This is a genomic window from Burkholderia sp. Bp9099 (genome assembly GCF_003857805.1).
Lineage (GTDB): Bacteria > Pseudomonadota > Gammaproteobacteria > Burkholderiales > Burkholderiaceae > Burkholderia.
In genome coordinates, this window is sequence record NZ_QTPU01000036.1 from 1 (window position 1) to 12,930 (window position 12,930).

Here is a 12,930-nt window from a genome sequence, read left to right on the forward strand (position 1 = left end):
TAGCCCTTCGGCTTCGGCTTCGGCTTCGGCTTCGGCATCGGCTTCGGCTTCGGCTTCGGCTTCGGCTTCGGCTTCGGCTTCGGCTTCGGCTTCGGCTTCGGCTTCGGCAAGCATGACACTACGCGACGCGCCCCGCGTGGCCACCTTCTCCCGCTAAGCCATCGCGCACCGCCCCCGTCGTCCCGCGCACCACCAGCCGCGGCACCGACGCCGTCCGCACGCGCGATGCATCGTCGACCTGACCGCCCGCCTCGCGCAACGCGTTGAGCAGTTCGACCGCGAGCCCCGCGGCCTCGGCGGTCGGAATCGCGACGGTCGTCAACGTAGGACGCGTATCGCTCGCCAGATGAATATCGGTGATGCCGACGATCGACAGATCGTCGGGCACACGCCGGCCGCGATCGGCGGCCGCGTGCAGCGCGCCGATCGCGGGCAGGTCGTTGGTCGCGACCAGCGCGGTCAGCCCGGGATGCGCGTCGAGCAGCCGGCCCGCCGCACGCACGCCGCCTTCGATCGAATCGGGCTCGGCCGCGACGATCGACGCGTCGAGCCCCGCTTCGCGCATCACATCGACGAAGCCGTCGTAGCGCGCCGCCTGCACACCGCTCGCCGAGCCGCCGACGATCACACCAATGGACTTGTGCCCGAGCTCGACCAGATGCCGCGTCGCAATCCGCCCCGCCTCGCGAAAATCCACCGCGACGCACGGCAAGCCTTCGGGCGGCGCATCGGGCCGCTCCCACAGACACAGCACGACCGGCACGCCGCGCCGCGCGACGTCGACCAGATCCGGCAGGTGCAGGTTCGCGTTGGTCACGAGAATCCCCTCGGAAATCGTGCCGGCGATCTGGTCGAGATACGCGCGCCCCTGCAACGGATCTTCGTTCGTATTGCAGACGATCAGGAATTGCCCGTTGCGCCGCACCGCGCGCTCGACCGCGAGCGCGAACTCCGGATAGAACGGGTTCGCGATGCTCGACACCATCAGCGCGACCGTCGGCGCGCGCCCTTCAGCCAGCGCCCGCGCGGCCAGATGCGGCCGGTAGCCGAGCGCCTGCACCGCTTCGAGCACCCGCGCGCGGGTGGCTTCGCCGACCCGGCCGCGGTTGCGCAGCACGTTCGAGACCGTCGCGGCCGTCACACCGGCGCGACGGGCCACTTCATCCAGTGTCGCCATGATTTGCCCACTATATGAGACGTCGATCCAGTATTTGCTTCGCTCACCGAAGCGGCGCACTATCGCCGCACACCCTGCCGCCCGACCGACGGGCGCGACTCGGCCGCGATCGCGATCGGCTCTTTTTTTGATCGCGATGCTTAAGCGCTTAAGCATCGACGAAAGCGCATTAGAACATGGAGCGGAGACAATGGCGAGCATCTCGATGCGACGCGTGCAGAAAGCCTATGGCGAGCACGCGCCGGTCATTCGCGACGTTGATCTGGAGATCGGCGCGCACGAGTTCTGCGTGTTCCTCGGGCCGTCCGGCTGCGGCAAGTCGACCCTGTTGCGGATGATCGCGGGCCTCGAGGACCTGAGCGACGGCGAGCTGTCGATCGACGGCCGCCGCGTCGACGACGTGCCGGCCGCCGAGCGCGGCGTCGCGATGGTGTTCCAGAGCTACGCGCTGTTTCCGCACATGACGGTCTACGAGAACATGGCGTTCGGGCTGAAGCTCGCGCGCCTGCCGAAGGCCGAGATCGACCGGAAGGTGCGCGACGCCGCGCGGATCCTGCAGCTCGACACGCTGCTCGAGCGCAAGCCGAAGGCGCTGTCCGGCGGCCAGCGGCAGCGCGTCGCGATCGGCCGCGCGATCGTGCGCGAGCCCGGCGTGTTCCTGTTCGACGAGCCGCTGTCGAACCTCGACGCGGCGCTGCGCGGCCAGACCCGCATCGAGATCGCGAAGCTGCACCGGCAGTTCGAGCGCGCGAGCGTCGTCTACGTGACGCACGACCAGACCGAAGCGATGACGCTCGCCGACAAGATCGTGCTGCTGCACGCCGGCGCGGACACCGCGCGACACGGCAGCATCGCGCAGGTCGGCGCGCCGCTCGACCTCTATCACCATCCGGCGAGCCGCTTCGTCGCCGGCTTCATCGGCTCGCCGCGGATGAACTTCCTGCCAGCCGTCGTCACCGCCTGCGACGCGCGGCGCACGATCGTCACCGTCGTGTTGTCCGGCGAAACCTTCACGCTGCCGCGCGACGGTTCCGCGCTCGCGGTCGGCGCGGCCGTCACGCTCGGTATCCGCCCCGAACACCTGACGCTCGACGCCGCGCACGACGCGACGACGCTCGCGCGCGACGTCGCGCTCGTCGAACGCCTCGGCGAGCAGACCTACGTGCACCTCGACCAGCCCGGCGGCACGCCGCTGATCGCGAAGGTGCCCGGCGACGCCCCGCTGCGCCGCGGCGAACGCGTGCACGCGCATGCGCCGGCCGCCGCCTGCCACCTCTTCACCGAAGACGGCCGCGCGGTGCCCGCGTGCGCCGACCTTCCCGTCCACCACTACGCATAAGGATCGGGCATGCGCCTCGGAGTCTGTTACTACCCGGAACACTGGCCGGAATCGATGTGGGCCGACGACGCCCGCCGGATGAAGGCACTTGGCATCGCGCAAGTGCGGATCGCCGAATTCGCATGGAGCCGCATCGAGCCGTCGCCGGGCGAATACGACTGGGGCTGGCTCGACCGCGCGGTCGACGTGCTCGGCACGGCCGGCCTCGAGATCGTGATGTGCACGCCGACCGCGACACCGCCGAAATGGCTCGTCGACCGTCACCCCGACATCCTCGCGATCGGCGCGGACGGCCGGCCGCGCAAGTTCGGCTCGCGCCGCCACTACGACTTCTCGTCGCCGACCTATCTGGAAGCGTCGCGCCGCATCTGCACCGCGGTCGCCGAACGCTACGGCCGCCACCCGGCCGTGCGCTACTGGCAGACCGACAACGAACTCGGCTGCCACCAGACGGTCGTCAGCTACTCGCCCGCCGCGCTCGTGCGTTTTCGCGGATGGCTGCAGGCGCGCTACGGCACGATCGACGCGTTGAACCGTGCGTGGGGCACCGTGTTCTGGAGCATGGAGTACCGGCATTTCGACGAAGTCGATGCGCCGGTCGGCACCGTGACCGAAGCGCATCCGTCGCACCGCCTCGACTACCGGCGCTTCGCGTCGGATGAAGTCGCGCGCTATCACCGGATGCAGGTCGACGTGATCCGCGCGCATTCGCCGGGCCGCCCCGTCGCGCACAACTTCATGCAGCTCTTCACCGAGTTCGATCATTACGACGTGGCGCGCGACCTCGACGTCGCGACCTGGGACAGCTATCCGCTCGGCGCGCTCGAGGAGCAATGGTTCGCGCCCGACGTGAAGGCGCGCTGGCTGCGCACCGGCCATCCGGATTTCGCGTCGTTCAATCACGACCTCTATCGCGGCATGTCGAAGCTGCCGTTCTGGGTGATGGAGCAGCAGCCGGGCCCCGTGAACTGGGCGCAGTGGAACCCCGCGCCGCTGCCGGGCATGGTGCGGCTGTGGAGTTGGGAAGCGTTCGCGCACGGCGCCGGCTGCGTGTCGTACTTCCGCTGGCGGCAGGCGCCGTTCGCGCAGGAGCAGATGCATGCGGGCCTGCACACGCCCGACGACCGGCTCGACGAAGGCGGCCGCGAAGCGCAGCGCGTCGCGCAGGAGATCGCCGCCGTGCTCGACGCAGGTGCCGATGCCGACGCGAACGGCGCGGTGCGTGCACCCGTCGCGCTGGTGTTCGACTACGAAGCGAAGTGGCTGTTCGAAGTGCAGCCGCAAGGCGCCGATTTCCACTACCCGCGCTTCGCGTTCGAGTACTACTCGGCGCTGCGTTCGCTCGGCCTCGACGTCGACATCGTGTCCGCGCACGCGCCGCTCGACGGCTACCGGCTCGTCGTCGTGCCGCCGCTGCCGGTCGTGCCGGACGACTTCGCGGCACGGCTCGCCGCCTCCGGCGCGCATGCGGTGTTCGGCCCGCGCACCGGCTCGAAGACCGCCGACCTGCGGATTCCGCCGACGCTGCCGCCCGGCCCGCTCGCGTCTATCCTGCCGATGCGCGTGTGGCGCGTCGAATCGCTGCGGCCGAACGTGACCGAGCGGATCGACGGCACGCTGCGCGACGGCGCGCCGCTCACCGGCGACGCGCGTCACTGGCGCGACCTCGTCGAACTGCGCGACGACGACGCGCGCAGCGTCGTGCGCGCGCGTTTCGCCGACGGTCATCCGGCCTGCGTGTCGCACGGCACGCTGCACTACTGGGCCGCGCTGTTCGACGACGCGACCACCGCGCGCCTGTTCGCCGACGTCGCGGCCGAAGCCGGCCTGACACCGTCGCCGCTCGGCGACGGCGTGCGCGTGAGCCGGCGCGGCGGCCTGACCTACGTATTCAACTACGGCAGCACGCCGCACACGATCGATGCAGTGCCGCCGTCCGCGTTCGTGGTCGGCGCCGCGCAGGTCGAGCCGCAAGGCGTCGCCGTGTATCGAAGCGGTTCGTAGCAGCCGTTCGTAGCAACCGCCCCCGGCGCCGCGACGCGCCGGTCACGCACAACGACAGACAGGAATGGAGACACCCATGACACATCGCCCCCTTCGCGTCGCCGCCCGGCTTGCGACCGCCGCCGCCATCGCGTTCGCTTCGTTCGGCGCCGCGGCGCCGGCCGACGCGGGCACGCTGACGATCAACATCGCGTTCAAGGGCGCCAGCCAGCGCGCGGTCTGGCAGTCGACGATCGAAGCGTTCCACAAGGCCCATCCCGACATCGACGTGAAGCCCACCTTCGTCGACGAGGAAGCGTACAAGGTGCAGCTCCCCGCATGGCTCACGACCGTCGCGCCCGACGTCGTGAACTGGCACGCGGGCGAGCGCATGGCGTACTACGCGAAGCGCGGGCTGTTCGAGGACCTGAGCGGCGACTGGAAGAAGAACGGCTGGGATGCGATGTACGCGTCGACGCGCAGCGCATCGTCCTATAACGGCAAGCAGTATGCGGCGCCGACCGTCTATTACTCGTGGGGGCTGTTCTACCGCAAGGACCTGTTCAGCAAGGTCGGCATCGCCGACGAGCCGAAGACCTGGGACCAGTTTCTCGATGCATGCAGGAAACTGAAGGCGGCCGGCATCACGCCGATCGCGATCGGCGGCCGCGACGCGTGGACGCTCGCCGGCTGGTTCGACTATCTCGACCTGCGCCTGAACGGCAACGCGTTCCACCAGCAGCTGATGGCCGGCGACGTGCCGTACACCGATCCGCGCGTGAAGAAGGTCTACACGACGTGGAAATCGCTGATCGACTCGGGCTACTTCATCGACAACGCGCTGTCCTACGATCTCGACGGCGCGCAGCCGTTCCTGTTCCAGGGCAAGGCCGCGATGATGCTGATGGGCACCTTCATCGCCGCGGGCTTTCCGCCGAACGTGAAGCAGGAAATGGGCTATTACCGTTTCCCGATCATCGACCCGAAGGTGCCGACGGCCGAGGACGGCCCGGTCGAATCGCTGCACATCCCGACCAAGGCGAAGAACAAGGCCGACGCGCATACCTTCCTCGCGTTCGTCGAAACGCCCGAGATGGGCGCGAAGCTCGCCGAAGGGCTCGGTTCGCTGTCGGCCAACGGCAAGTCGCCGGAGCCGGCCGATCCGATCTCGCGCATCGGCTTCCGGATCCTCGCCGACACCCGCGGCGGCGTCGCGCAGTTCTACGACCGCGACATGACGAAGGAAATGGCCGACGAAGGGATGAAGGGGATGCAGCAGTTCGTCGCGAATCCCGCGCAGCTCGACACCGTGCTCGCGCAACTCGAACAGACCCGCAAGCGGATCTACAAGAAGTAGCCGCGTGACCCCTGCGGCGGCCGAGTGCCGCCGCGTCCGCCCAGGAGGCTTGCCGTGTCCAGTCCGATCACGTCCAGACCCGTTGCAACGCCGGCTACCCCGGCCGCACCGCCCGCCGCCGCGCCGCCGGCCCGCAGCTCGCCTGCCGCGCTGCGCGCGCGCCGCCCGTCGCCGGCCGTGCGGCGACAACGGCGCGCCGCGTGGCTCTTTCTCGCGCCCGCGTGCGCAATGGTTGCCGTCTATGTGATCTGGCCGATCCTGTCGACGCTGTGGCTGAGCCTCTGCAACTGGGACGGGATGACCGAGCGCACGTTCGTCGGCCTCGCGAACTACGCCGAGCTGCTGCAAGCGCCGACGTTCTACACCGCGCTGCGCAACAACGTGATCTGGCTCGCGCTGTTCATGCTCGCGCCGCCGCTCGGCCTCGCGCTCGCGCTGTACCTGAACCAGGCGGTCGCCGGCATCCGGCTCGTGAAGTCGCTGTTCTTCGCGCCGTTCGTGCTGTCGGGCGTGGTCGTCGGCCTGATCTTCTCGTGGTTCTACGATCCGACCTTCGGGCTGCTCGCGCTGATCGCCGGGCACGGGATCCCGGTGCTCGGCGATGCGCGCTATGCGACCTTCGGCATCGTGTTCGCCGCGCTGTGGCCGCAGACCGCGTACTGCATGATCCTGTACCTCACCGGCCTCACGTCGGTGAACCCGGAGCAGATCGAAGCGGCACGGATGGAAGGCGCGCGCGGCTTCGCGCTGCTGTGGCACGTCGTGCTGCCGCAATTGCGGCCGACCACGTTCATGGCGATCGTCGTCACGGTGATCGGCGCGCTGCGCAGCTTCGACCTGATTTCGGTGATGACGGGCGGCGGCCCGTTCGAAAGCTCGACCGTGCTCGCGTATTACATGTACGACCAGGCGATCAAGTATTACCGGCTCGGCTATTCCGCGTCGATCGCGGTCGTGCTGTTCGCGATCATGCTCGTCTACATCGTGTTCCAGTTGCGCCGCATGCTGCGCAACGAGCAGTGATTTGACCTTCCGGGGAACCATTCATCATGTTTCCAACGCCCGTTGCCCACTGGAAGCCGGTATCGCGCCGGCTGTACAAGCTGTCGCTGCCCGTCGCGCTCGTGATCTGGCTGCTGCCGATGATCGCGGTGTTCGTCACGTCGGTGCGCTCGACCGAGGAACTGGTCGAAGGTCACTACTGGGGCTGGCCGCGGCACTTCTCGATGATCGAGAACTATCGCGACGCGCTGACCACGTCGCCGATGCTGCATTACTTCTGGAACAGCGTGCAGATCACGGTGCCGTCGGTGCTCGGGTCGATCGCGCTCGCGGCGATGGCCGGGTTCGCGCTGGCGACTTACCGGTTTCGCGGAAATGCCGCGCTGTTCGGGACCTTCGTCGCGGGGAATTTCGTGCCGGTGCAGGTGCTGATGATTCCGGTTCGCGACTTGTCGCTGAGGCTCGGGGTGTTCAATACGGTCGAGGCGCTGATCCTCTTTCACGTCGCGTTTCAGACGGGGTTCTGTACGCTGTTTCTGCGCAATTTCATCAAGCAGCTGCCGTTCGAGCTGATCGAGGCGGCGCGGATCGAAGGCGCGGGCGAGTGGACGGTGTTCTGGCGGATCGTGTTGCCGTTGATCCGGCCGGCGCTGGCCGCGCTCGCGATTCTCGTGTTTACGTTCGTGTGGAACGATTACTTCTGGGCGCTGTGTCTCACGCAGGGTGACGAGGCCGCGCCGATTACCGCGGGTGTGGCGGCGCTGAAGGGGCAATGGACGACTTCCTGGAACCTTGTTTCGGCCGGGTCGATTCTCGCGGCGTTGCCGTCGGTCGCGATGTTCTTCGCGATGCAGAAGCATTTCGTCGCGGGGCTCACGTTTGGGGCGACGAAAGGGTGAACTCGCCCTGACCGCCGATCACCGATCACCGATCACCGATCGCGGATTCGGATCTCCCCCTCTTCATCGAGAGGATTGCCCGCTTCGGCGGGCTTTTTTTATTTTTTTCGAGGTTGGATGGATGTCGCTTGACGCCGCGATGCAAACTTTCGCCATAGACCAATTCAACAATCACAATGTGCAAGCCTACCGCGTCGGATAAGCGCTCAATCACAACGCCCTAAGCCATCGGTTGCAATCCACGACCTTGTAACTGCCCCCAGATCAACCGCAAGACTATGTTTCGGATCCGCCTACCTGTGCACCACACAAGACATTCAGTAAACGGCCTTCGGCGTCGATTTCATTGCGCTCCCCGGGGAAAGGGATCAACCAAATCCTTTGAGCGCAACTAGCCAAACGTGATACGACCATCAAACTTCGGCCCCGTATTGACGTAGCGGATATATGAGAACTCACCACGCACTTTTAGAACAACGACGGCATCGCCACTTATAAGGTAAGAATTTTTGACTATAAATTTACCGCCTTTTATATCATGCAAGTAGGATTTTTTCGCGACCAATCGAATACCTAATGCCGGAATTTCACTTGAAGTGAAAAACTCCTTCGCCGAAATATCCGGAGGGTCAGCAGAGAAGATGCCTTGCGCGCTGCTACAACTAGCCTGCGGACTCATTGTTCTAAGAACCCATCCCTCATATTTTTTGTATAAATAGCCATCGATATCATAATCTTTGTCCCGACCTTCAAAATCGAGAGATCCACCTCCACTAAGAAAAGTACCAATCCTAAAGGTAGAGCAATCCGCTTCGTCAGGATATTTTTTATCAAACGCACCATAAAATAAAAAATAGCAAGATCCAGTTTCGCCAATTCTTGAATAAACGCCGGCTACATGACTGGAATCAACAAACGCAATCAAGTATGGTTGCTGAAACAGAACAGCACTCCCGGCAAATACCGAGCCAGACATTGTCAACGCCGCCGCAAACAACAGCCTCTTACCCAAAAGATCCATAAAATTTCACAATATTATCTTGACCAGTTGAGGCTCGATAGAGCGGTTTCCTGATTCACCCAGGTTTTACGGGTCAAAGCCCGAGCGATTTTTCCGGCATTTTGATCAACCTGATACGTCGCAGCGGCATTCTTGGCCCCGCCCGACCCGACAATGCCGCTCGCGCCCTAGTGCGCAAAATCGCGATCACCCCATTTATCAAGCAGCATCGATCAACGCAGAACCTGATGCCTCGATAAATAATTAGCAACGTCTTATTTCTGAGGAAAAGGATCCACCAAATCTCTTGTACGCACCCACCCAAAAGTAACGCGCCTCTCGAACTTCGGCCCAGCACCTACGTAACGAATGTATGAAAAATCATCTTTATTTTTCATTACAATCACACTATCTCCCCCTACAAGATAGGATTTTCTCGCCACAAATTTTCCGTCGCGATTGTCATAAAAAGCCGTTTCACCCTTCACAATACGAATTCCGATGGCCGGAATCTCTCGAATTACATGATAAGCGACCGATCTAAAATCTTTTGGCCCAAACGCGAACACTCCTGTGGCATTTTCACACCCAGCCTGACCAACCTCAGTCTGTATAACCCACTCACTGTCGCGTCGATACAAAATCCCTTTGATGTCGAATACTTTATTCCTATTCTGAAATTCCGGGGACAACTCACCCAAAACGAAAGTAAGTAACGGCGTACCAACATAACCCTCAACACTCACACTACTTGACCTATCACCATCCTCTACAAACAAGAAGCTGCAAGAGAATTTTTCATTCTCCGAATCATAAAAACCCGATATAGCCCTCCCGTCGCGAAATCCGATCAAACTTGGATCATTGAACAGAATCGCTTCTCCAGCAAAGGACAAACGAGAAATCGATGCAACAAATAAAAGCACAATGAATTTACTTGAACTGCTCATAGAATTTTTTGAGATTTTCAGCGTAGTGAGGATTTTTCGTGCGCCAGCGCCTACCATTGTATGAAGTCGCAACCTGCTCCCATTTGTGCTCTCTCAATCCGTCAACACCAGCACGCTTCTCTTTTTTCATAAAGGCAATAAATATTTCCATCTGCCCATCTGTTCCAGATATAAATTTATTGGCAAACTCCGCCGGCGTCGAACACCCACACGATGAATAGTATTCCCCGAGAATTTGAAAACCTCCCCAAGAGCATGATTGTATGGCGACATCAAAATCAAGAGCCGCAGCACGAATCAGCTTTTCATATTGATTCAGGCCGTCTCCGCCATATTGATCTCCGTTTGGGAAGCAGAGATCGGGGAATTTTGGATAAGGATTTTCGGGGAAATCCCTTCTTTTGGACGAATGCACCTTCTTCTTGGCAGCGTCAGTCGCTTTTGCGCCCTTCAATTCTGCCGCTTCCTTTTCCGCCCCCCTTTCCCTCTCCTCTGCCTCCTTGTCGCGCTTCTTTACGGACAGATCAAAGAAGTGCCATCGTTCATACAGTATGGGAGGGAGTCCATTTTCCAGAAAAGGATGGCCCTGAGATTCCTGTTGAACCAGCGCCTTAATGGCGGCGACTTCTACGTTAAGTTCGCTAGCCATGCGCCGATACTGCGCATCGGAAAAAAACTCTGGCTTGGGGTAACTCAGCCTCGAACCAAAAATGCTGAATGCTACGGTGCGCGGTTCACCAGTGTTCACCACCTTATAGTGGTGTTCAATTGTAATCTTGGTTTTCTTCTTGTGTGTTTTTTGATCGACAGTGACCTCCTTGTTTTTCTTGGGAAAATATTTTTTTACCCGGCCTTGCTCGGTGACTTTTTGCGTCCATGCAATGTATTGGCCAAATTCCTTGACCAATCTCTCGATCGTCATAACTTCTCCCTCTTTCACAACCGGAAGATTTAGATTCTGCTCAAACTCGTCCTTTTGGGTGAGTTGTGTAGTGGACTCCAAGTGATATTCGGGACTGACGATAGTGAACGCGCTGATATCCTTCTTGGGGACAATTTGAGCTTTCCAGGCAAACTCCCCACGACGATTCTTGACGAACACATCTATCGGTTGATTGCGCGCCGCATTCGTGATCGTCACCGCAAAACCATCCTTGTCGGTGGTCGCCTCCGTCTTGTTGTCCAAAATGGGCGACGAGCGCGGAGCTGTCGGTTCGGCTTTGCTATTCGGTGGCGTTTTTGCAGGCGCCGCCGCCGAGCTGGATACCGCTTCAGGTAAGGCCGCGGCACCGGAAGCGGGTGTCGCAGCTGACGCATTGCTCTGTGTTGCCGAATCCTCTTGGATGATCGTGGGATCGGGGCCGGTTTCCCACGCGGGGGCCGGCGGTGCGTTTTTGCCAGACGTCAACTGGACGACCAGGCCTTCGATAGGCTTTTTCAACACGTCGCGAAAAAGCACGGTTACCACCACGAATGCAGCTGGTTGAGTCTTAGCCTTCGGTGCCGGTGCGTCGGCGGGTTGTGCGTTCGACACTTGCTCTCCCTATCGATTTCGCGGATATCAGAAGTTGAATCGGTCAAGTTTCCTGCTGCTCGTCGACCGGGGCTTCGCTCGCGTCTTCGACTGCTTCGTCATGGTCGTAAGCATCTTCAATCGCTAGCCAGTCGCCGCCACCGATCTCACACTTCACGTTCATTGGTGTAGGTGTGTGAACGGTCGCCGTTTCGCCGTCGAGTAGCCCGCCCTGCTGCTGAAGTGTTCCGTCCGGCAAATAGATGCGATATGTCTGCGCTTGCAGCGCTTCCCCGACACCTAGATTCGCGATGACCGAAGATACGTCGAAAGTCTGCGTATATTCATGGGTCAGGTTTTGCTGCAACGTGCTGACAGGAAACTGCGTGCCATAGTCCTGGCGCAAGTCGGACAATGCGCTCTGCAAACTCAGTGGATAGGTCGCAGCATGATTAGATAGCGGCACATTGTTCTCAATGAGCCACTCAACCTCGACGACCATGAACTCCCGAAGGTTCGAATCGAACGTCATATGCCGCGTGTGATGCTCGAGCGTGAAACGCGATCCAGCGTCGAACCATCGCACACCGCCGAGACCAATGTATCGCCGGGCGGCGGAAGTCCAAGCCTGGGTTCTATTGGATGCACGTCGTCGCCCTTCGTCCGAGTTCGGGTAGGCATACGACAGGGCTTCACGAATAATCATGGGCGCATACGGAACGCTGCGCCTCACCTGCTGACGTCGCTCTTCGGTCACATAGGTGCTTGCGCTGTCACCCAAGTCACTGCGCACCGAATAATTCCGTTGCGGATTCTTGTAATTGAAGGAGGTTGTCGCGTAGGCAAGACTTTGTGCAGTCTGAGTCACCGCCCATTGCGTGAAGCCATCTACCTCGTCGCTAATTGCACCGTTGAAAAATTCGATCGGTTTCGCATCGGGCAAGGCAGAAAGCCGATCGACTATGACGAGTGTTGACACGCGTGGATCGTCTTCATACTGGACTGGCGCATGCTCGAAATAAAAGTACCATCCTTCGTCTTCGAGAATTCTACGGAAAAAGTTCAGATCTGTTTCGCTCTGCCGCGTGTACGATCGCGCACGTGGCTCGTCCCACAGGACGAAACGTACTCGCCCGGCAAGTTGCGGGTAGGCTCCCAGCAACTCAGAGAGAATTTCCCGTGCGCTTTTATTGAACCAATGATCGTTCTTGCTCGCCTTGCCGAGAAAGAAAAGCGCCGACTCGAACTCAACCTGGTAGACGGTCAGATTTCCGTCTTGCCCGAGCGTGTGGAATTTGTGAACGAAACCGTGAATCGGGCGATAGACTGATTCAACAAATGGCTTGGAGGTTTGCTGAATAAACAGCGTGACAGGCTGATGCTCGAGTTCCAGGTTATCGATATCGTCACGTAACGAAACGACGTCGACCACCCAGCGATAGCCTCGCCCGACTCTGGACCATCCCTTTGCGCGCACTGGAATGAGCGTTTGCGCCCCCAGCGGGGAGCGGAACATAAGCAGTCGCTCGTGCTGCATCAAGCCCCGATGTATCGACTCGTAAAGCGTAGCCGCCCGCAATCTTGCGGGATCGACGGGTGGAAAAACCATTTCCGTTCCTTGTCTCTCAGGTTCAACCGCCAAGGAAGCGACGCGGGTGACGGTCGGCCATTGCGACGATGAGTCGCTCGCTCGATTCTATTCAGGATTGA

General features: G+C 61.1%; 10 protein-coding genes. 5 read left to right on the top strand and 5 right to left on the bottom strand.

Annotated features, from left to right (window positions below):
• Nucleotides 1-118: 118 nt before the first annotated feature.
• Nucleotides 119-1,177: a LacI family DNA-binding transcriptional regulator gene (locus DIE17_RS31405; RefSeq protein ID WP_124485995.1), complete on the bottom strand. Its 1,059-nt coding sequence runs from the start codon at nt 1,175-1,177 to the stop codon at nt 119-121.
• Between the two features lie 190 nt (nt 1,178-1,367).
• Here DIE17_RS31405 and DIE17_RS31410 point away from each other — a divergent pair, with 190 nt between their 5' ends.
• The 5 genes from DIE17_RS31410 (at nt 1,368) to DIE17_RS31430 (ending at nt 7,757) form a co-directional block, all read left to right on the top strand.
• Nucleotides 1,368-2,516, top strand: a complete 1,149-nt coding sequence (locus DIE17_RS31410) for an ABC transporter ATP-binding protein (protein WP_124921589.1) — start codon at nt 1,368-1,370, stop codon at nt 2,514-2,516.
• Nucleotides 2,517-2,525: 9 nt separating this feature from the next.
• Nucleotides 2,526-4,520, top strand: coding sequence for a beta-galactosidase (locus tag DIE17_RS31415; protein ID WP_124921590.1), 1,995 nt, complete (start codon nt 2,526-2,528; stop codon nt 4,518-4,520).
• A gap of 76 nt (nt 4,521-4,596) precedes the next feature.
• The gene (locus DIE17_RS31420; protein ID WP_124921591.1) at nt 4,597-5,856 is read left to right on the top strand and encodes an ABC transporter substrate-binding protein; all 1,260 of its coding nucleotides are present in this window, start codon (nt 4,597-4,599) and stop codon (nt 5,854-5,856) included.
• A 54-nt stretch (nt 5,857-5,910) separates the two neighbouring features.
• Nucleotides 5,911-6,879, top strand: a complete 969-nt coding sequence (locus DIE17_RS31425) for a carbohydrate ABC transporter permease (RefSeq protein WP_409333437.1) — start codon at nt 5,911-5,913, stop codon at nt 6,877-6,879.
• A gap of 26 nt (nt 6,880-6,905) precedes the next feature.
• Nucleotides 6,906-7,757, top strand: a complete 852-nt coding sequence (locus DIE17_RS31430; RefSeq protein WP_039318652.1) for a carbohydrate ABC transporter permease — start codon at nt 6,906-6,908, stop codon at nt 7,755-7,757.
• 391 nt (nt 7,758-8,148) lie between these two features.
• Here DIE17_RS31430 and DIE17_RS31435 read toward each other — a convergent pair whose 3' ends face one another.
• The 4 genes from DIE17_RS31435 to DIE17_RS31450 all read right to left on the bottom strand — a co-directional run bounded on the left by DIE17_RS31435 (nt 8,149) and on the right by DIE17_RS31450 (nt 12,829).
• Nucleotides 8,149-8,778, bottom strand: coding sequence for a hypothetical protein (locus DIE17_RS31435; protein ID WP_124921592.1), 630 nt, complete (start codon nt 8,776-8,778; stop codon nt 8,149-8,151).
• A gap of 254 nt (nt 8,779-9,032) precedes the next feature.
• Nucleotides 9,033-9,707 (bottom strand): hypothetical protein, encoded by a 675-nt coding sequence (locus DIE17_RS31440; RefSeq protein ID WP_124529102.1) that lies wholly within the window; start codon nt 9,705-9,707, stop codon nt 9,033-9,035.
• Nucleotides 9,691-11,241, bottom strand: a complete 1,551-nt coding sequence (locus DIE17_RS31445) for an N-acetylmuramidase family protein (protein WP_260439277.1) — start codon at nt 11,239-11,241, stop codon at nt 9,691-9,693. The genes DIE17_RS31440 and DIE17_RS31445 overlap by 17 nt, the downstream gene beginning before the upstream one ends.
• A 43-nt stretch (nt 11,242-11,284) precedes the next feature.
• Nucleotides 11,285-12,829 (bottom strand): type VI secretion system Vgr family protein, encoded by a 1,545-nt coding sequence (locus DIE17_RS31450; protein WP_124921593.1) that lies wholly within the window; start codon nt 12,827-12,829, stop codon nt 11,285-11,287.
• Between the last annotated feature and the right edge of the window lie 101 nt (nt 12,830-12,930).